Source organism: Methylomonas methanica (genome assembly GCF_001644035.1).
Classification (GTDB): Bacteria; Pseudomonadota; Gammaproteobacteria; order Methylococcales; family Methylomonadaceae; genus Methylomonas; species Methylomonas methanica_A.
The window spans coordinates 16803-36920 of sequence record NZ_LUUG01000060.1 but is presented as its reverse complement, the minus strand read 5'-3'; the positions used below and the strand labels follow the sequence as shown (position 1 = coordinate 36920).

Annotated in this window: 22 protein-coding genes; 2 read left to right on the top strand and 20 right to left on the bottom strand. The window is 51.7% G+C overall.

All coding sequences use genetic code 11. From position 1 onward, the window contains the following. From A1332_RS08770 to moaB, 3 genes are read right to left on the bottom strand one after another with little or no spacing between them, the layout of a single operon-like run. On the bottom strand, positions 1 to 549 hold the full coding sequence (locus tag A1332_RS08770) for a phosphate-starvation-inducible PsiE family protein (RefSeq protein WP_197491425.1): 549 nt from the start codon (positions 547 to 549) through the stop codon (positions 1 to 3). Next, entirely contained in the window at positions 550 to 921 is a 372-nt protein-coding gene (locus tag A1332_RS08765; RefSeq protein WP_064008123.1) for a DUF423 domain-containing protein, read from the bottom strand. Beyond that, positions 921 to 1442: a molybdenum cofactor biosynthesis protein B gene (moaB, locus tag A1332_RS08760; protein ID WP_064008122.1), complete on the bottom strand. Its 522-nt coding sequence runs from the start codon at positions 1440 to 1442 to the stop codon at positions 921 to 923. The genes A1332_RS08765 and moaB overlap by 1 nt, the downstream gene beginning before the upstream one ends. Before the next feature lie 268 nt (positions 1443 to 1710). On the opposite strand from moaB, the gene A1332_RS08755 reads away from it, so the two are divergent. Together A1332_RS08755 and A1332_RS08750 are read left to right on the top strand one after the other, a co-directional pair. Further along, the gene (locus A1332_RS08755; protein WP_064008121.1) at positions 1711 to 2790 is read left to right on the top strand and encodes an AI-2E family transporter; all 1080 of its coding nucleotides are present in this window, start codon (positions 1711 to 1713) and stop codon (positions 2788 to 2790) included. Positions 2791 to 3291: 501 nt separating this feature from the next. After that, the gene (locus tag A1332_RS08750) at positions 3292 to 3657 is read left to right on the top strand and encodes a Rieske (2Fe-2S) protein (protein ID WP_082879606.1); all 366 of its coding nucleotides are present in this window, start codon (positions 3292 to 3294) and stop codon (positions 3655 to 3657) included. A 52-nt stretch (positions 3658 to 3709) separates the two neighbouring features. Here the strand turns inward: A1332_RS08750 and A1332_RS08745 are convergent, their stop codons facing one another. The 17 genes from A1332_RS08745 to A1332_RS08670 all read right to left on the bottom strand — a co-directional run bounded on the left by A1332_RS08745 (position 3710) and on the right by A1332_RS08670 (position 20072). Beyond that, positions 3710 to 4177: a CBS domain-containing protein gene (locus A1332_RS08745; RefSeq protein WP_064008119.1), complete on the bottom strand. Its 468-nt coding sequence runs from the start codon at positions 4175 to 4177 to the stop codon at positions 3710 to 3712. A gap of 163 nt (positions 4178 to 4340) precedes the next feature. Then, complete coding sequence (locus A1332_RS08740; RefSeq protein WP_064008118.1) at positions 4341 to 4844, bottom strand: M48 family metallopeptidase; 504 nt, start codon at positions 4842 to 4844, stop codon at positions 4341 to 4343. 25 nt (positions 4845 to 4869) lie between these two features. After that, on the bottom strand, positions 4870 to 5145 hold the full coding sequence (locus A1332_RS08735; RefSeq protein ID WP_064008117.1) for a DUF5710 domain-containing protein: 276 nt from the start codon (positions 5143 to 5145) through the stop codon (positions 4870 to 4872). Positions 5146 to 5302: 157 nt separating this feature from the next. Continuing rightward, positions 5303 to 5452, bottom strand: a complete 150-nt coding sequence (locus tag A1332_RS25620) for a hypothetical protein (protein ID WP_197491424.1) — start codon at positions 5450 to 5452, stop codon at positions 5303 to 5305. 239 nt (positions 5453 to 5691) lie between these two features. Next, positions 5692 to 6483 carry a sterol desaturase family protein gene (locus tag A1332_RS08730; protein WP_064008116.1) on the bottom strand — a complete coding sequence of 264 codons (792 nt, stop codon included), beginning with the start codon at positions 6481 to 6483 and terminating at the stop codon, positions 5692 to 5694. Beyond that, the gene (locus tag A1332_RS08725; protein WP_064008115.1) at positions 6483 to 7166 is read right to left on the bottom strand and encodes a TIGR04283 family arsenosugar biosynthesis glycosyltransferase; all 684 of its coding nucleotides are present in this window, start codon (positions 7164 to 7166) and stop codon (positions 6483 to 6485) included. Before A1332_RS08725 ends, A1332_RS08730 begins: the two co-directional genes overlap by 1 nt. 61 nt (positions 7167 to 7227) lie before the next feature. After that, positions 7228 to 8703: an HsdM family class I SAM-dependent methyltransferase gene (locus A1332_RS08720; RefSeq protein ID WP_064008114.1), complete on the bottom strand. Its 1476-nt coding sequence runs from the start codon at positions 8701 to 8703 to the stop codon at positions 7228 to 7230. A 179-nt stretch (positions 8704 to 8882) separates the two neighbouring features. Further along, positions 8883 to 9242 (bottom strand): DUF2442 domain-containing protein, encoded by a 360-nt coding sequence (locus A1332_RS08715; protein ID WP_082879605.1) that lies wholly within the window; start codon positions 9240 to 9242, stop codon positions 8883 to 8885. 7 nt (positions 9243 to 9249) lie between these two features. After that, positions 9250 to 9498, bottom strand: coding sequence for a DUF4160 domain-containing protein (locus A1332_RS08710; protein WP_064008113.1), 249 nt, complete (start codon positions 9496 to 9498; stop codon positions 9250 to 9252). Then, positions 9491 to 11164 carry a restriction endonuclease subunit S gene (locus A1332_RS08705; RefSeq protein WP_082879604.1) on the bottom strand — a complete coding sequence of 558 codons (1674 nt, stop codon included), beginning with the start codon at positions 11162 to 11164 and terminating at the stop codon, positions 9491 to 9493. Before A1332_RS08705 ends, A1332_RS08710 begins: the two co-directional genes overlap by 8 nt. 70 nt (positions 11165 to 11234) lie before the next feature. Further along, complete coding sequence (locus A1332_RS08700; RefSeq protein WP_064008111.1) at positions 11235 to 11504, bottom strand: DUF2442 domain-containing protein; 270 nt, start codon at positions 11502 to 11504, stop codon at positions 11235 to 11237. Continuing rightward, a complete protein-coding gene (locus A1332_RS08695) occupies positions 11497 to 11763 on the bottom strand; it encodes a DUF4160 domain-containing protein (RefSeq protein ID WP_064008110.1) in 267 nt (88 codons plus the stop codon). The genes A1332_RS08700 and A1332_RS08695 overlap by 8 nt, the downstream gene beginning before the upstream one ends. Before the next feature lie 34 nt (positions 11764 to 11797). Beyond that, positions 11798 to 14560, bottom strand: a complete 2763-nt coding sequence (locus A1332_RS08690) for a DEAD/DEAH box helicase family protein (protein WP_064008109.1) — start codon at positions 14558 to 14560, stop codon at positions 11798 to 11800. Between the two features lie 276 nt (positions 14561 to 14836). Then, on the bottom strand, positions 14837 to 15430 hold the full coding sequence (locus A1332_RS08685; RefSeq protein WP_064008108.1) for a cohesin domain-containing protein: 594 nt from the start codon (positions 15428 to 15430) through the stop codon (positions 14837 to 14839). Positions 15431 to 15509: 79 nt separating this feature from the next. Beyond that, the gene (locus A1332_RS08680) at positions 15510 to 17972 is read right to left on the bottom strand and encodes a dockerin type I domain-containing protein (protein ID WP_064008107.1); all 2463 of its coding nucleotides are present in this window, start codon (positions 17970 to 17972) and stop codon (positions 15510 to 15512) included. 70 nt (positions 17973 to 18042) lie between these two features. Continuing rightward, positions 18043 to 18882, bottom strand: a complete 840-nt coding sequence (locus A1332_RS08675; RefSeq protein WP_064008106.1) for a hypothetical protein — start codon at positions 18880 to 18882, stop codon at positions 18043 to 18045. A gap of 59 nt (positions 18883 to 18941) precedes the next feature. Further along, positions 18942 to 20072, bottom strand: coding sequence for a choice-of-anchor E domain-containing protein (locus tag A1332_RS08670; RefSeq protein ID WP_197491423.1), 1131 nt, complete (start codon positions 20070 to 20072; stop codon positions 18942 to 18944). Positions 20073 to 20118: the final 46 nt, after the last annotated feature.

Genomic DNA, 20118 nt, shown 5'->3' with positions numbered 1-20118 from the left:
TTATCGCTCGTCTTGTTTGACAGGTTGTGGCGGTTTATAAGAAATCAGCCAGTAAGTAAGGCCCAACGCCACGATGACCGCAGCAATAGCCGTAATGTAAGCCGGATCCAAATCCTTGAAATCCAGCATAATGACTTTTCGGGCCACGGCCATCAAGGCAGTGGCTATGACCATTTTAATCGGTAGTGTGTCGTGCTTAATGTACAGCGTGATGTTGATAAATATCTCTATCGCGATCAAGACCGCCATGAACGAACCGAAAATCACCAGTATGTCGGAGACCGTCAGCATCAAAAACGGTGCCGCGACCACTCGTTGATACATCACGTAGCCCACGTCCGCCACGCCCCACAAAATGACCAGAACCATCAGCACCGCCAAAATTCTGACCGCGAAATGGATTACCGCGTGCAAGACTTTGAGCATGGCATCTTCCGGGACCGGCGGCACTTTCACTTCGTGGCTTTCCTCGCGCAAATTGCGGTTAGCGCTGGGTCGGGAAGATGCCGGTGGCGGCATGGAAGGTCGAACGGGCGGTTTAGTGTCCATCTACAACTCCTGGTTTTTCTGCCAAGCCACATAAGCCAATAAGGCCCATGCCGCTAAAAAGGCCAGGCCGCCAAACGGCGTAATCATGCCCAGCCAACCGATATTGAATATCGCCAGTAAGTATAGACTGCCGGAAAACAGCACGATGCCGACCACCAAACACCAGCCGGCCCAGCGCAATAATTTATGTTCCGGCAACACCGCAATCAAGGCCAAGGCCAATACGTGCCACATCTGGTAGCTTACCGCGGTTTTATAAACATCCAGCAGATGCTCGGATAATAAATGCTTCAAGCCATGTGCTCCGAATGCACCCATCGCCACGCCGACAAATCCGCCGATGGCGGCCAAAAATAGAAACGGTGGACGCATTATTTCTCCAACAGGCGCGGCATCAGTTGCACCAGATTACACGGCCGGGTGCGGTAATCCAATTGTTCCTTAATTAAGGACTCCCAAGCGGTGCGGCAGGCGCCGGACGAACCGGGTACGCAGAATATATAAGTGGCGTTGGCCACGCCGGCGATAGCCCGCGACTGCATCGTCGAGCTTTTAATGTCCTGGTAGGAAATCATCCGAAACACTTCACCAAAGCCATCCAACACTTTATCCAACAGCGGCTGAATCGCTTCCGGCGTGCCGTCCCGCCCCGTCACGCCGGTGCCGCCTGTCGTAATAACCGCATTGACGGCTGGATCGGCGATCCAATGACTGACGGCGGCGCGGATTTGGTAAATATCGTCGGGAACGATCTTTTTGTCGATCAGAATGTGGCCGGCATCGGTCAAGCCAGTGACCAAAGTTTGCCCGGATACGTCGTCCAATTCGGTACGCGTATCGGAAACAGTCAACACGGCAATATTGATAGGAATGAACTCTCGGACTTCGCTCACGGCAGGGCTCCAGATAAAGGCTACCGCATTCTATGTAAAGCGCCGCCGGACAAGCAAGCATTGTTTATTAACCCGTCCCTTTAATACCGTTCGCCCTGAGCCTGTCGAAGGGCCCGCCCGGTCAGGCTTCGCCAGGCTCAGCTCGAACGGAATACCAGTGATCATTAGGGCCGGGTTAATAATTCGCCGGCTGTCATACCGGCTTAACCGATAATGCCGTAAACTCCGGATATTGTTTCCAATTCAGTTAGCTGCCGCCTACTCGACCATGCCTACCCAGATTTCCCGTTACGAAAAAATCGCCAGCCTGGCCGCTTTGTGTCTGCTGCTATTTGCCTGTTACCAGGTGTTAAGGCCGTTTATTTTCGATTTGTTGTGGGCGGCCATTCTGTGTTTCGTCACCTGGCCGCTGTATGCGCGTTTACGCGACTGGAAGCTAACCGCGAACTGGGCGGCCACCGCGATGGTCCTGCCGATAGGCATATTACTGCTGACGCCTTTCGTAGCCGCCACACTGACGTTTACCGAAGATATAAACCACTTGCTGCAATGGCTTAATCAAAGCCGGCATGTGTGGCCGGAACCTCCAGCTTGGTTGCAATCGTTGCCGGTAGTCGGCGACAACGCTGTCGCTGCGTGGCAAAGTTTCGGCGAAGACTCCAGCCGTCTCGTCAATCTGGCCCGGCAATATGCCTTGGGCGCCAGTAGCTGGGTGCTGCAACAGGGGATCGGCTTAGCCGGAGAATTAATGCATATGGGTCTGGCGATTTTGGTGCTGTTTTTTTTCTATCGCGATGGCGAACACGTGGCCCAACATGTCGTTATTGGCGTCGAGCGCCTGGCCGGCGAGCGCACCCAACGCATCCTGCATATCGTGCGCTCCAGTCTGCGCGCAGTGGTGTACGGCATACTCGGCACCGCCTTGGTACAGGCGCTGGCCTCTATCCTGGGCTTTGTAATTGCCGGCGTACCCTACGCCTTTGTGCTGGGCGTAATTGCGTTCTTTTTGATGATCATTCCAGCGGCCGGCACCGTAATTTGGCTGCCGATTGCTTTATGGTTGCTGGCGGAAGGCGAGACCGGCTGGGCGATCTTTATCGCGCTGTGGTTTTTGCTGTTCGTCGGCACTATCGACAACTGGCTGCGGCCGATTTTGATCAGCCGGGAAGTGGAATTGCCGTTTGTGTTGATTGTATTCGGCATTTTCGGTGGTCTGTTGGCGTTTGGCTTTATCGGCGTATTTATTGGCCCAACCTTGCTGGCAACCAGTTATGCCTTGATTCTGGACTGGCTGATTCGTAACGAACACGAGGGGCAAAGCAACGAAGCCGGCTTGAATGACAGCTAATTTTGCAGCTATTTACCTGCAATACCAACGCTAATTGCCGGCCCCACACTAGACAGAAAAGCACCAAAGTAAGTTATTGCTATCATTGTCGCCAGTTTCCTGGTAGATTCGAAGCCGTGATCGAACCGCAGTGAGATCACAAACGACCGACAATGACAGCAAAACTGCAACCTTGCCCCTCGTACTCCTACCGTCTCCTCTTGTAATTGCCTTCCGGCAGCCCGAAGAAACGTCTTAATTAATTCAGCACTACCCCAGCAACATCGAGGCTCTAATGATTTTACGCACTCCGCCACCACCCCGTATCGGCTGGCACTACGACACCTATTTCCTGGCACAATTGAACAAAACCAAGAAACAGGCTCCGCGTCTTAATATCCGTTAGTTCGGATACGCTCGCTAAACATTAGCGACAAATGCTAATTCACCGACGGCTGGTCATTTAAACCGCAAGTTTTGTGGCCTGAGGTTTGCTTCCGAAACTAACGGAGGATAAAAATCATGTCGGTGAAACACCAATTTACCATCTGCCCCACGCAACAACTTCCCGAACTCGGCAAATTTTCGTTTAACCTGCTCTATCGAGGCACGCCGCGTAACGCGGTTCTGGTCCGCTTCCAGGGAGAGGTATACGGCTACCTAAACCAATGCGTACACATGCCCAAGGCATTGGATTGTGAGAACAGCAACATTTTCGACGAATCGGGACGCTATTTGCAGTGTTCCATGCACAGCATTTGCTACGACCCGGTCAGCGGGGAGTCTTTAAGCGAAATTTGCTTGGGCAAAAAACTGACTGCGTTGAAAGTCAAAGAACAAGACGATTGGATTTATTTAGTGGATAAAAGAGCCGTGATTACCGGTTGAGGCGTTGGCCCGGGGCGAAACACCAGCATCGCCCCATTTATTTCAGACCGCTTTAGCCGTGCGCGGCGCCTTCTTTGATTTGTTGTTCCAACTTTTCGTGCGCACGCTCCAGCTTGGCAAACACTCTTAAAATATCGGTAGCGGACAATATGCCTACCAGTTTGTCTTTTTCCACCACCGGCAACGCGCCAACTCTGTGTTCCGCCATCATTGCCGCCGCTTCCGACGCAGGCGTTTCCGGAGTAACCGTGTAAACGCCGCGATGCATGATATGCACGACTTTTTGCGAAACCACATGCAATTGACTATTGTCCTTACCGGCCTCCACTGCATTGGAATTACTTTTTGGCCCCAGAGCTTTGTATAAATCCCGGTCGGAAACGATACCGACCAATTTGCCTTTTTCAACCACGGGCAGATGGCGGATTTTTTCGTAATGGATCAAAAAGAACACCCGATCGATCAGATCGTGAGGTTCGACGGTAAATACCTTGGTGGTCATTAACTCTGCTACGCGCATGATGTTTCTCCAATAAAAATGTCTGTAAAAAAGTAAGTAAATTCTGACGCAATAGTGACACTATAGCCAGGCAAAATTAAGAAATATCGCAGCCTTATGGATAAGCACAGCTATTAAGGCGCGAAAAACGGACCGAACCTTACCCCCTCCGATACTGGAAGACTTAATACAACGTCCCACCCAAATCCAGATAGGTCAGATAAAGCCGCATATCAAATTCCAATTGGTGATAGTCCGGCGCCATGTACTCGCATAATTTGTAAAACGCCTTGTTGTGCTGTTTTTCGCGCAAATGCGCCAGCTCGTGGACGACGATCATGTTTAAAAACTCAGGAGGGGCAATTTTAAACACCGCGCCGATACGAATTTCATTTTTTGCTTTTAAATTGCCGCCCTGCACCCGCGCAACGACCGAATGCAAACCCAAGGCCTGATGCAATACATCGATTTTGTCGTCGTAAACGACTTTGCTGAGCGGGTTGGATTGCCGCAGAAATTGATTTTTAAGAGCTATCGTATAGGCATAAAGCGCCTTGTCGGTCTTTATATCATGCGGCTGCGGGTATTTTTTTAGCAGTAGCGCAGGCAGTTTGTCGCTGTCGATTAGCGCATGCACCTGCTCGGTGATGGCAGGCGCGTAGCCGGCCAGGTATTTTAAAGGGCGCATAGGCTAAAACCGCGCGCCGGTAGGCTCAATCCCATGGCGGCTCGTCGCCGTCATAGGCTATAAAGTTTTTATCGCTGGACCGGGTTGTTCCGCCGACCACAGTATCGGCTTTTAGTTTTCCCGGCTCGTCGTTGGGCAATTGCGCCGGGCCAGGCTCGGTTTGCCATTTGGCAAACAGCGCCATGTCTTTATTAGCGGGGACATACCATTTCTTGACAGAGGCATCCCATCTGGCGCCAAGCGCTTTCGCCGCGTCCTTTTCGGCATAGGGTACGTTCAGGTAAGTTTTCGCGTCAGCCATTTACCGCAGTCGGTTCAAAATTAATTGCATCGCAATATTGTAAATCATTGCTTATGCAAACGACGCGGATAATGCAATCTTACCTTTTGAAAACCTGGCACCAAGTGAATTTGACAAAACAATAGTCTGATCGGCCAAGCCGCTGGACAATCAAGTCCTACGGTTTTTTGCGATTCGAACCCATAGTACTGGCAAAAGTGGTCGCCGCGAACAATGCCGAGGAAACAATAAAATCGCCCGAAATAAATTCTATAACGCCAGTGACAAACACCAGCCCGGTCAAAATGTCTTTGTGTAAGCGGTTCATGGTCGCTTCCCGAAGTAATAAACGCATTTAGACTATATGCCCGATTACATTCATTAACAATGACACTAAAAATGCATTGATTGATTGCCAAAAGGAAACAAACAAATAAACCAACGCCTATGGTGATTCAAGCTTAAGCCCAAGCAAGCTTTTAAATCGGCGCCAAGCTCATCGGCTCGGTAGGCACCCCAACGCTTGCGCGGCAATCAAGGCAGTTTGTTGGCAGATTTTGACCTGGCTTATCTACTGCGTGGACGCCGAAACGGCAGCGCCAACAGGCCGACAAAACCCAGCTCGTCACTATCGCGAAACTCGGATAAACCTATCGTCATTGCAGTCTGCGCGTCGCGCGCTTGCGGGCAATAGGTTTTGAATAATCTATCCCAACACGACAGCGAAAAGCCGTAATTGCTGTCGGTCTCAGCTTGAAAGGCAGAATGGTGAATCCGGTGCATATCGGGTGTCACTATCAAATAGCGCAACCAACGTTCGCCAGCAGGCGGCAGGCCGACATTACCGTGATTAAATAACGCGCAACCGTTCAATATCACCTCAAAAGCGATCACCGCGACAGGATCGGCACCGAGTAACACCACCAGCGCGACCTTATAAAGCATCGACAGCATGATCTCCAAGGGATGAAAACGCACGGCGGTGGTGGTATCAAAATCCATATCGGTGTGGTGCACTTGATGCAACCGCCAGAACCAGCGCCAGCGATGAGCCACAATGTGTTGGGCGTAAATCGCCAGATCCAGCAACAACAGGCTCAACACTATCGACAGCCAACGCGGCACCGGCAACACATTGAATAAACCGATATGTTGCTCGGCAGCCCAGGTTGCCGCCAGCCAGGCCGCCGCACCGATACTCAGCCGCATCACACCGACATTCAGAACCGCCAAGCCCAGATTGACCGGCCAGCGCCGGCGTCGCTCCAAACTTAATTGGCGCTTGGGCCGAAACCACTCCCAAGCCACCATTAACAAGAATATCCCCAAAAACACGCCCAAGCGCACCATTGCTTCCATCACTGCCTCCGATAATACCGCGCCGCCAACTCATCCGGACTGGCCCCGAAAAAATACCGCAGCCGCAAGCACCACATCAATAAAATCGTTCTCAGGATACCGTAATGTTGCCAACGCCGTGCGGAAGTGACGACCTTAGCCTTCAGACAGCAAGGTTTAGCGAGCTTTTTCAGGGCAACGCTGATAGCAATATCTTCCATCAAGGCAATCTCCGGGAAACCGCCCACGGCCTGAAAAGCCTGGCGGCTCATGAAGATGGCTTGATCACCGGTGGCTATACCGGTCAGGCGGGAGCGCGCATTCATCATGCCGGCAATCAACTTGAAAATAGCTTGCCGGCTATCGAATTGCACATCAAAACGGCCCCATTCCGCGCCCTGCTCCACGGCCGACATAATCAGCTCGACAGCCAGTTCCGGCAGTTGGGTGTCGGCATGCAGAAACAACAACACCTCCGCTTGCGCATGGCGCGCACCCAAATTCATTTGCCTGGACCTGCCGCGCGGACTTTGCAAAACCTGATCGACCCAAGGCTCAGCAACAGTCGGACCGGCATCGATACTGCCGCCATCGACCAACAGTAATTCGCAGCGCGATCTCAGCGCCTGCAAGGCTTGCAATTTGTCCGCAAGTTGCGCCGCTTCGTTGAGCACCGGCATGATGATGCTGATTTGCGGTTTCATTGGGCGTGCATGGCGATGTTACTTGAAGTGATTGCGCCTAAAGCCTTGCTGCGCTTTGCATTTAAACCAACACCCCAGCAATCTCTCGAAAACAAGCCAACCCGGCTTCCACGTTTTCGATAATCTCAGCGGCTATATCATCCGGCTCCGGCAGGTTGTCCAAGTCGGCCAGTGATTTATCTTTCAGCCAGAAAATGTCCAGACTGGTCTTATCCCGCGCCAGGATTTGCTCATAGCTGAACTTGCGCCAGCGGCCTTCCGGGTTGTTTTGTTCGTGCCAGGTTTCGTTACGTTGATGGCGGTTGACCGGGTTGTAGCAGGCTATAAAATCCTGCAAATCCTCGAAGCGCAACGGCTTCTTTTTCAGGGTGTGGTGGATGTTGGTGCGGTAATCGTAATACCAGATTTCCTTGGTCCACGGGTTGGGACTGGCTTCGCGGTTATCAAAAAACAGCACGTTGGCTTTCACGCCGTTTGCGTAAAAAATCCCGGTCGGCAAACGCAATATCGTGTGCAGATCGGTATTCTGCATCAGCTTTTTGCGGACGATTTCACCGGCGCCGCCCTCAAACAACACGTTATCCGGCACCACCACGGCGGCTCGACCGCTGATTTTCAGCAGGCTACGGATATGCTGCACAAAATTCAGCTGCTTGTTCGAAGTCGTCGCCCAAAAATCCTGACGGTTATAGGTCAGATCGTCCTTTTCCTGTTCGCCTTCCTCGTTGGTAAAGGTCATGCTGCTTTTCTTACCGAACGGCGGATTGGCCAGCACGTAATCGACTGTTTCAGTGGGTGGCGATACCAAGGCATCGTTTGAGGAAATGGCACTATTGCCGTCGATCTCGCCGATGTTATGCAAAAACATATTCATCAAGCACATGCGGCGGGTGTTGGCGACGATTTCGTTACCGTAGAAAGTTTCGTGCTTTAAAAACGCCAACTGCTTTTTATCCAGCGGGTAATGGGCTTTTAAAAAATCGTACGCCGCCAGAAAGAAACCGCCGGTGCCGCAAGCAGGGTCGGCAATCGACTTGCCCGGCTCCGGCCTCACGCATTCCACCATCGCCTTGATCAGCGCCCGCGGCGTAAAGTATTGGCCCGCGCCGGACTTGGTATCCTCGGCGTTTTTCTCCAGCAAACCTTCGTAAATGGTGCCTTTGGTATCCGCGCCCATCACCACCCAATCGGTGTCGTTGACCATATCGATCAAACGCGACAACTTGGCCGGGTCCTGAATCTTGTTTTGCGCCTTGGTGAAGATTTGCCCCAACATCCCGGACTTATTGCCCAGCTCGCGGAGCAGCATCACGTAATGGCCTTCCAGCGCCGCACCTTTTTTGGCTTTCAGACTTTGCCAGTTGTATTCGGCGGGAATGCCGACATCGCGGTTATGCGGCGGCCGACTGTATTCGTCGGCCATTTTCAAAAAGATCAGATAGGTCAGTTGCTCCAGATAATCGCCATAACCCACGCCGTCATCGCGTAGGGTGGTACAAAAACTCCAGACTTTGGAAACGATGGATTCGGCGTTCATAAGATTATTGATAGAGACCTAGACTTAAATGGTTTGTTTGCATTTTCTTCCCCTTTTGCAAAAGGGGGACCAAGGGGGATTTATTTAAACAAATCTCCCCTAACCCCTCGGTAACTGCTCCCAGCGTTACCCTACCTCCTGCATCCATGCAGTCGTCTTTTTCAAAGAGGGGGACTCAACTATTCGTTGCGCATCGTTTGCTGAATATCGAGCGGATCGCCTTTAAAGCTGGGTGAATCGGCCAACAGTCCGGCAAAATCGGTGGCTTGTTTTGGTGGAGTTGCCAACCAACCAACTTGCTTACCCGTCGCCCGTTCATACAAGGTTTCCGGCGACACATCGAAGCCGCAGTCCCAAACCACGGTAGACCACTCATCCAGTCTAAATTGTTGGAAACAGCTTTTATCGCGCAAAGGCTCCGCAGCCGGATATTTGAAGATTAAGTCCTGCAAATCCACCTCACCGCTCTCGCCGTTATCAAACCGCAACTGCAGGCGGTAATCGCCCAGATAGTCTGCTTGGTTAACGCTAATAATCATGACAACCTCACACTAAAGGTTCGAGTTTATGAAAGTCCTTGCTGTGCCACATCGCCAGCAATTCATGCTGATGCAATTCCGCCCATTCTTCCACTAAACCGCGCACTTTTCCGGGTAAATAACCGGCCAAAATGTTCAGGGTTTGAATATCCATCACGGCCTTGTAATCGTTGTATTTAACATGGAAATGCGGCGGATTGTGATCGTCGAAATACATCAAAATCACAATACCCAGAAAGCGGCAGATTTCAGGCATGCTTGGTTTTCCTTGATTTGGGTTTGTCTGACACGGCTTTTTCGGCGCGTATCCGTTCCAGCAACACGCTGGCCGGTTCGTCGCTGGGGTCTTGCGGGACTAACTGGCCGGAGAAGGCTTTTTTCAGGATGGACTGGCGTAGAGCTTCGGCTTGTTGTAGGGCAGTGGTGATGGTTTGGTCGAGTTGGTCAATATTTGAGAGGCTGCTATCAAGTAAATTGGATATTACCTTTTGTTCTTCAAGGCACGGTAATGGGAGTACATAATCCTCAATTAGTGCTTGATTGATCTTGTAAATCCCTGCTGTAGTTCTAGCCGTTTTTTCAACTTGATTCCGAATAACAGGTGAATCCCAATAAAATGAGAAGTAATCTAAATAGACCAAGCTGTTGCTTAATCTAATGCGAATCATCGTATCAGGGAATGCAACGAAATTATTTCGACCCACTTGTATTCTAGCGATACCTCCACGACCAACTAAGTGCTTGCTGCCATTTCCCCTAGATACCAGGAAATCGCCATCTTTTACCAAATAGTTTTTAGCTTGTATTTCCGTCCAATCACCTTCTTTGGAAATCGATAAATCAATTTTTCCATCAATAAGGGCATTTAATCTAAGTACTGGAAATCCACCCTGACGATCCTTGACTGATTTTCCATTGCACAAATCTTCAGCCAATAGGTGTGAGACTTTAACTTTTAACCACTCGCTGGGTAATTCCGGCAACCCAGCCAATTCCTCAGCCGTCAACGGCGGCAAGGTTTTTGGGGGCTTGGGTTTGGAAATCCCCCCTAACCCCCCTTTTTCAAAGGGGGGGATAACGGCGTCGGTTGTGATGGAGGGGGTGGTGGCTGCGGCGGCGTTTTCTTTTCCCGTGCTTGGGCCAGACTCCCCCCTTTGCAAAAGGGGGGCTGGGGGGGATTTTGATTGCTCCCAATCTTTAAGCTGCTGCTGATAGCGTTGCTGGCGTTCGGTTTGGATGCGTTGCAGCAAGGCTTCGGCGCTTTCCAAGTTGTCGGGGTTTTCTGCCCGCCATTGCTCGGTGAGTTTGCCGGAAAAGGCGTGTTTCAAAAGCGCTTGCCGGTAGATATTCAATTGCTCGTGGGCGGTTTTAAAGCTTTCGATACCTTTGTCCAGTTCGGAAAACAAGGCTTCGATTTTAGCGACGATGCGGTTTTGTTCTAAGATTGGAGGGAGATTAAAGTCTAAGTTTTCAATATCTTTCGAGCTGATGTTTTGAATGCCCATGCCTCTGGCACGTTCAGATAAAACATGCTCCACGTTAGAAAGAAACAGACCAAAAAATTTTGGCTCTAGTTTATTTTCAAGAAATGGCTGAATCCTGCCTGTTCGCTGATTTTGTAATGCAGGAATATCTTCTTTGTATTCGCAAACTTTACCAATTGAGCCAGACATTCCAATAATTATGTCGCCCTTTTTAATAACGTAATCTGCGAAACGAGTTAAATTTGAGCAGTCCAAATATACTGCGTCAGATAAATCAACAGTTGATCCCTTTAACTGCGATTGCCTGACCAATGGAACATCACTGTCGTTTTCTTTGACTTTCTTAAAGTCAGAACTTTTGAAAGCATAACCGTTGCTGATTTTTACCAAATCGCCAAATTTACAACGTACCCAGCTAGGTGGTAGAGAGTTATTCACGCCGCCAACGCCCCATTCAATTCATCGAACACCATATCCATTTCGTCGCCAAACAACGGATATATCTTGTTCAAGCCACTTTCTCTTCATAATGCAGCAATTGCTGCTCGGCTAATTTGCGATGGATATTCGCCGGACTCAGTTCCAAACCATTCGGCCAGCATAACGCGCCCAGTTCCAAATAACAGCGTTTGAAATAGTCATCATCAGTTAACGGTTTTACCAATTCAGTGTGCCGGGCGATTAGCGGTTGTAAGTCATAGTCGCCATGGCTGCCATCGGAAAAATACAAGCGCAGGATTTTGCCCTCGAGTGGTTCTATACGGATGATTTTAATCATTATCGGCTCCCGGAATTCGCTGTAAGGGTTTGAGTTCGATCGCATATTGCCAATCGATTAACAATTCACTTTGGTGTTCGATAGCCCATTCGCGAACTAATTTAAGCGCTTTATTGGGTAATGAACCGGCCAATACCTCGCCGGTTTCGATGGCGATTAAGGCTTCATGACCTTGATATTCGACATGAAAATGCGGTGGGTTATGGTCGTCATGGTACATACGGATGTAGATACCAAAAAAATAGGAAATGATCGGCATTATAAACCCCGCTTCAATCGGTCATATTGCAAACTCATGCCACCAGCGCCTCATTCAATTCATCCAATACCGTATCCATCTCCGCACCAAACAACTGATACATCTTGCCCAAGCCGCCTTGGCCGTCAAACGGTGCCAGTTCCAGGTCGTCGCGTTCGATGTGGTAGGAGGTGGCAATGTGGTCGCGGATCATTTGCAGCCAGGCCATCTGTTCTTCAGTGAATTTGTCCGGGTTGCCGGCATGGTGGCGCATGATCCAGGTTTGAAAGTTGCGGCGCACGCTGCTGTCGTAATCGGCCAGTTGGCTATCGATGCCGCAAACGCGGCGTATCAAGCCAACCAGGGCGGTCAGTTCGCTGATCGGTTGTTTGCCCTGATAGTTGTCCAGTTGGCTGTAGGCTTGCCATACGTGCAGCGGGGCCAGTTTGGGTTGGTCGGTTTTCAGGATGTCCAGCACCTGTTGCAGCATGGCGTAGGTGATGTCGCGGCGGCGTTGCGGCTGGTCGTAAAAGATGCTGAGCGCTTCGATCTGGTCTTTATGGCTAAGCAGATAGTCGGCAAATTCCTGCACCAGGTTTTGTGCGCTGGCTTGGGCATCCGCAGACCATCCGGCAAATTTGAGTTGGTCCAGATTAAGGTGGTCAATGGTTTGTTCCTTGTCGCGACGGATGCTATCCAGCAGGTTAATCAACTCGCCGTTCAAGGCTTTGGCAGCGTCTTTGACCAGTTGCGCCTGGGCTTGCTGGTAGTGTTGTTCGCTGGCTTCGGCGTCGGCAGGTAGTCCGGCCAGTTGGCAGGCGGTCTGGTTGACGTTATCGGCGTCGATGGCGTTAAACAGGTTATTGATGAGCTGACTGAGAGAAATGCCATTGGCCAGGTTTTGGATTTTTTGCTGCTCCGCCGGATTTAATTGATGGTTTAAGCGCGCCAGCCGCGCGGCCAGCGAGCTGATGGTGTCGGTATCATTGGCACCCATCATCACGCCCATGGCTAAATCTTTCAGTGGCACGGTCGGTTTGGTGATCAAGGGTTGGCTGGCGGTTTTGAGCGAGGTGGTAACGCCGACGGCATCGACAATTACGTAATGGGTTTTGGCGCTGATGGCAGACGGGGTGACTTTTTTCAGGCCGTCCAGATCCAGGGTGCGAGTGCCACGGCCTTTCATTTGCTCGAAGTAGTTGCGGCTGCGCACGTCGCGCATGAACAGCAGACATTCCAGCGGTTTAACGTCGGTGCCGGTGGCGATCATGTCCACGGTGACAGCAATGCGCGGGTAATAGGCGTTGCGGAAATCGGACAACGTGGATTTAGGGTCTTCGTCAGCTTTGTAGGTGACTTTTTTGCAAAAGGCGTTACCTCCACCAAACTCTTCGCGCACGGTTTGAATAATGTCGTCGGCGTGGCTGTCGGTTTTGGCGAAAATCAGGGTTTTGGGGACTTCCTGGCGACCGGGAAACATGCTGGGCCAGTTTTGCTGATAGGCACGAATCACGGTGCGAATTTGGTCGGGGTTGACCACGCTGTTATCCAGTTCTTTGCCGGTATAGATTTCGTCCTGATCTTGCTGCTCCCAGCGCTTTTTGCGGGTGAGTTTTTCGCGTTTTTGAATTTGCAGTTTGGCCGGGATGTTGCCGCCGACCTGGGTGATTTTAGTTTCGATCAAATAGGTTTCGTTACCGACATTAACGCCATCGGCTACGGCTTTTTCGTGGGTGTATTCGCTGACTACGTTTTTTTTGAAAAAGCCGTAAGTGCGGTTATCCGGAGTGGCAGTCAGGCCGATCAGAAAGGCGTCGAAATAATCCAGCACTTGTTGCCAGAGGTTGTAAATAGAGCGGTGGCATTCGTCGATGAAGATAAAGTCGAAAAACTCCAGCGGCACTTTGGCGTTGTAAACCACCGGCAGCGGTTGTTTGGGTTTGGTCAGTTGCTCGGCGGGGTTGAGGTCTTCCAGACTGCTGTCCAGTTCTTCGTCCTTGAGGATGGCATACAGGCGCTGAATGGTGCTGATGCAAACGTGGCTATTACTGGGCACGTGCGAGGATTGCAGGCGCTGCACGCTGTAGATTTCGGTGAATTTGCGGTTATCGTCGCCGGGCGAGTAGCTCATCATTTCCTGCTCGGCCTGTTCGCCCAGGTTGCGGGTATCGACCAGAAACAGGATGCGTTTGGCGTCGGTAAACTTCAGCAAGCGATACATGGCGGTAATCGCGGTATAGGTTTTGCCGGAACCGGTAGCCATCTGAATCAGGGCGCGTGGGCGATTATGTTTGAACGAATCTTCCAGGTTATTGATGGCGATTTCCTGGCAAGCGCGCAAGCCGGTTGGGTCGAGCGTGGGAAAGCTTTGTAAGCGGCTGCGCAATGAGCTGCCTTGTTCCAGCCATTCCTGCAAGGTTGCCGGGCGATGAAAGCCGAAGACTTCGCGGAAGCGCGGCTTGGGGTCACGGGCATCGGTAAAGCGGGTAATCACGCCAGTGCTTTCGTAGAGAAAGGTCAACGGCTTGCTGGTGTTGACCCACTTCAATTTGGCGGCGTATTCGGCGGTTTGTTCTTCAACGCTGGTGAGTTTGTGGCCGTGTTGCTCGGCTTTGGCTTCAATCACCCCTACCGGTTTACCGCCAACAAACAGAATGTAATCGGCCGGACCGGTGTCGGTTTGGTATTCGCGGACGGCTTGGCCATCGCCAACGTGGAAGTTGATCTGTTCTTTATTCTGGATTACCCAACCCGATTGCAGTAACAGCTTGTCGATGTTGTCCCGGGCGAGTTGTTCTGGGTTTTGGTTGAGAGTCATGGCAGTCCTTTGTTTTACTTCGCCAGGCAAAAAGGCCGGGGATCGCAGCCGATTCTTTTCAATGGCGCCAAGTATAATCAGACAAACGACAACTTAGAAAATATGTTTTGGCACTCGATGAACGCTAGCGAATGAGATGGTTGTGCAAATCAACACAGTGCGTTTTTACTGCCTTAGTTGGCGACTACTCCGCCATGAAGAAAACCGCAAGTCTTGCGGTTAGTAGAGTAACGGTGCTTGGAAATGCCCCGGCTCAGCTGGCCGGGGCAAATAGATTTATACGGTTAAACCGTGTTTCTTGCGCAGACCTCTGGAGCCCATCAGCCCAGCCAAGCCGGTAGCAAACATCCAGACGGCGGCCGGAACTGGCACAACCTGAACTTGACTGCCGATGAAGCTGGTATTGATAGGCAACGCACCCGGGCTGACGAAGCCAGAATTGAAGGGATCAATGCTCAAACTCAGTGCACTGGATTCGCCTTGGTTACCCAACACGCTAAAAGTGAAAGACGCCAAGGCAAAATTAGTACCGGCATTTCCTACACTCTTACCCAGAAAAACGTAATCGATGACACCGGCGCCGGCGTTGCCGTCGCTAATAAAGCTACTATCCCAGGGCGAATTGGCGATTGCAGTACCCACATAACTCAATACACCAGGATTCCAAGACAAGGAAAATGCTGCGCCGTCCGGACCATTCAGAAAGTTTTCACCGATTAGGTCCACGGTAAAGGTATCGCCGGCTGAAACGTTGATACTCTCACCGTGACTGAATTTTACGACGCTAGTGGCGATAACGGTCGCCGAAACCGGCGCGGCTGATAGTAGTGTCGTGGCTAGCGCGCCGATAAATAAAACAGGATGTTTCATGTAATGCTCCATTCAATTAAAAGTAAACAAGGTTGACCGTGCTCGCGGCGGGGGGCTTTAAACACCCCCGCCGCGAAACTTAGGGCGCGATACCGGTTGGTCCGGGTGCTTTACCCAAATAGGTTTTCAACAAACTCAAGTCGGCGGGATCGACGACCCCATTACCGTTTAAGTCTTCATTTGCCGACACCGTGCCGAGCTTGGATTTCAGCCTGGACAAATCGGCTGGATCGACTACGTTGTTCTGATTGAAGTCCGGATCGCAGATATTGCCGAAACTGTCGCCGTCGGTATTGCGCTGATTGACGTTGGCGACCAGTTTGCAGTTATCCAGATTGTCGGCCACGCCGTCGCCGTCGGAATCCGGCGCTGGCGGCGCAGTGACCGCACCGGCGAACTCGGCACTGGCTATCACGCTGGACTTTTGCGAGGAGGCATCGAACATGGTTTTAAAGTCCACGACTTCCGGCGTGGCCGTGTCGCTGAACAAATCCTCGGCATAGGCATGCGACAGGGTTTGATAAACCAGCTCGGCCTTAACCGTATAATTACCCACCGGCAGGCCACCGATTTGATAACTGATCTGATCACTACCGCCGATAAAGTTGCTGTCGGTCGCTGCGGAGCCGGCGACGCGCACATCGGCTGGCGCACTGGCTTTATTAAAACCAGGCGGCAGAATGCGGTTATCTTTCAGATATTCCTTACCGCGTAGCAAGGTGTAGGTCACTTCGCCTTGGTCGTTGCCCATGATGGCTTCGTAGACTTGCACCTGATCTTCAGCAGAGATTTGATCGTAATGCGGCTCAAAGCTCGCGCCGTTTTCGTCGGCATCAACCCCGACAATACTGCCGTCGGCCCTGACCTTTCCGGACTCCCAAACGATTTGATTCTGCGCATTGGTCACCACGACATGCACGACAGCTCGCCGCGACGGATAGCTGGTTGGCAGCTTGTGTCCGGTAGTGCTGTTAATCTGCAAGGTAAAGTCCAGCGCATTAGGGGTTGAGCGCTGCTCGGCAACCGTCACCGTGGCCGCACTTTTCAACATCGCGTCGGTTTTGCTCAAGGTTTCGGCGAAATTATTGGATAACACGCCCAATTGGTTTTTATTGTTGCTGAGAATATCCAGCATCAACTTATTGGCGCCCACCAGATCGTGAATCGCAAAATTGTTGCGTAAACCGGACATACCCATGGTCGAAATTTTCACGCCATCGGTACGGCTCATATGGCAGCCTTGGCAACTTTTTTGACCGACATAGCTGCTTTGTTCCCACTCCATGTATGGCGTTTGCTCGGGGAATTCGCTTTCCGGCGTGGTGCTCAAGATAGTGCCGTTTTGATCAACGTAAGGTGTCTTCAGGTTGTGGCAGGATGCGCATAACTTGGACTCCTTGATCTGCGCGCCATAGGTAGGCGTATAGCCGGTATGCATTATCATCGGCATCGTGAATAGCGCGGTATCCCCGGGACCGCCATAAGGTCCGTAGATGGTTTTGCTATCGTTGATGGCGTAATTGCCGGACATGGTCGCCAGGGTGCCAAGGGCCGGCGTAGCCGGAATCTGATGACACAAGGTACAACTCACACCGTCCATCGCCGCATCGTGTTTAGCGTGGCCGACGTCGAGAATCCCGCCGTCAAAAATGGTTTGGCTGGCGCTGCTACCGTCTTTTTTAGCTTGAGTGTTAGCCATCGGCGCATGGCATTTGCTGCATTTATCATTGATGACAGTTTGCAGTTCAGGGTGGCGAGACATCTCGCTGCGCACCTTGGCACGCCAGAACGGATCTCTTGACGAATTGGCCATCATCGTTGACGACCAATCGGTGACGATGGAAACGTCTTTACTTTGATTGTCGACTATACCGTTGTGGCACATCGCGCAATTCTGCGAGCCGGAGAAATGGCTGGTGATAAATGCCGGATCGCCCGCATCGGCAGGTAGGCCGACGAAGGGATTAGGTGGCGTGGTCGGTCCGGTTCCTTCTTCCACTACCACCGCATCGATGTCGTAGGTCTTGTAATCGGGCGTCGGCGCACTATTGAAAAACCGCAGTTCCGCCGCAGGATTTGTGGTGCTGGCAGTAAAGGTATACGTCAACAGCTGGAAACTGCCGCTCACGCTGGCGAAGGTGGTATTGAAACCGGCCACCGACACTTCCAGCGGCGTGTATCCGGCCGTTGTACCTTTGCGAGCCTGGAACGACAAGGTGTAGGTTACGCCGGCCGTGACCGGAAATGTGGTTTTGATGCCGGAACCCTGGTTGATCGCCAAGGCATACAAGCCTTCAAACACCCGGTTGGTATAGTTGCCGCCGGCCCGATTCTTGTACATCAGATACGGCCTTTCGCCAATGGCGTCGTCTATCGCCGTCCAGCCGGTGACGCTGGTAGTGTCGTTGTTACTGAGGAACTTATAGGTCGTCACTGTCCCCGGACTTTCGAAGCCGCCGTTGCCGAGCAAATTGGCGGCCATTGCCGATGGCAGCGGGAACACCGCCGCCAGTAACAGCATGATGGTTTTTATAGTTTTCATGAATTATCTCGCGTCAAATTTGCCCGCAGCATCCTTGCACAATCTGTTGAAAAGCCTCTTTCAAATCAGCTTACAAGGCGGAGCGTTTACGTTTACCCAGTGCCAGCAAACCCATAAAGCCGGTCAGGAATGACCAAGTGGCGGCGGGCAATGGCACTGGAGCCACATTGGCAGTGATCTTGATGTTGTCTATGCCGACGGCGCCGTTGGTCACCGAGCTGGCATTCTCGAATAGGCCAAAACTCAACCAATAATTGCCGTTGACATCCGCCGCACCGAGACTGGCAACCGCCAAGGTCACACTGTCGGGCCCGTAAGTTTTGCCATAGCTAAAAATAGATTGATCAATGACACTAGCCGTAGTGGCAAGCGGCGAGTTGATGTTAAATCCGCTTCCGGAGATGCCCACCTTGAACTGATCTGTATCGGGAGTTGCACTGCCGAATAGGAAAGCGCTGAACACCCAATCGAAACTGATCGTGATGTCGGTGGTGCCGCTGACCAGACTAAATGGCGTAGCAAAGCCAAAGGTGCCCGAGGTTGGCGATCCGGCCAATTGGCCGCTGTCGTCACCCATCACCAGAAATTTGTTGGCCGAAGTCGCCGGCAGGAAGAAGTTGCTGCCTGCGATCAACGCAAAGCGTTGTAACGGATTGCCCGTGTTGTAAGTGTTGATTGAGTCGGTACCCAAACGCAGATTGACGGAATTGGCCGTTGCCGTTGACGACCAGAGGGTGCCGGCCGGCAGTGCTGTCGGATTGGATGACAATAAGCTCTGTATCGAAGTGTTGCTGCCGTCATCGAAATTTTCGTCCAGCAGCGTCACAGTCGCGGCATCCGCGCATGCCGCTGAAAATGTACCTAACAACAGAGCCAAGAGTCGTATATTTTTAGAATTGATTGCGTTCATAAACTGTCCTTTTGGGAAACTCGTTGACCTTAGCCAACGAGTTGAGATGCCTTGATGAATTAAGCGGTTTGTTTACGACGATTCATTCCAAGCACGCCCAGTAACGCGCTGCCGAACAACCAGACCGCACCAGGTACAGGAACGGCCGTCACGTTACCCACCACATTGCCAACCAGATTTAGAGTCAACTGGTGGTTTTGTCTGGTGCTGCTGGCACCGAAATCGGCATCGGACAGATTGATTAGATACTGAGCGCTGAAGACGCCAGTGGTCGAAGTCAGCAAATTGGCTACGAATGCCAGACTTGAACCCTGTGCCAGATCGTTAAACGCAGTCAGATTTGTGGTCAAGGCGCCAGTATCGCCGCTGCCGCTGACGCTATCCAGGTCCAGACCGATCCGGTCGGCATCGGCGAGATTGAACAAGCTAAAACTCAGAGTAGGACCAGTGTTTTGCGCGACCGTGCCAAAGTCCAGGGTTAGCGTATTGTTGGTCGAACTGCCGTCGAAAGAAGCTAGCGAATGCAGCAAATAGCTGTAGTTGGCTTGCAATGAACCCGCCCAATCTACTTTGTAGGTAGCGGATGAACCGCTGCCTGGCTGCCCAGCGGTCGATGACATGGTTGTGGCGGCGGATAAGGTGGGTAAGCTCAATGAAGCATTGACAGAGCCGCCACCTACATAATCGTTAAGATTTTGGTCGTCTGCACCAACCGTCGTATCCGTTGTGGCAGCGGCTGCGGTATTCGGCCCCCAACCGCAATTGACTGGACCGGTTGGACCGTGCGCTAAGGCACAACCGGAGCCGGCTTGAGTCAAATTGGGGGCGAAAGCCGCGCTCACGCCTGCTGCGGACATCAAGGCATTGCTGGTGCCGCTGCCGTTAACGGTTCTACCTGGACCATTATTCTTGTTACCCGAGCCGTTGATGGTCTGGGTGCGATTGGATGTAAGTTGTATATCAACGCCGGTAAGTACGCCGTTCGCTGCGTCAAACTGACCAAGCGCGACATTGGCGATAGTCGCGCCGTTGTTGGAATTGGTTGCGGAAGCTACCTGTCCCCCGGTTGCCGTGACCGACGCGGAGCCGCTAAAACTGACTGGTCCGCTGGTCACAGTTAATGCCGCTTGTGCGATACCGCTTACGCCCAGCAAAACGGCGATGGCTGTCAATTGAAAATGTCTTGTCATAAAGTGTTCCATTGAAAATAATTAAGGATGTCTGTGATATGCGGCA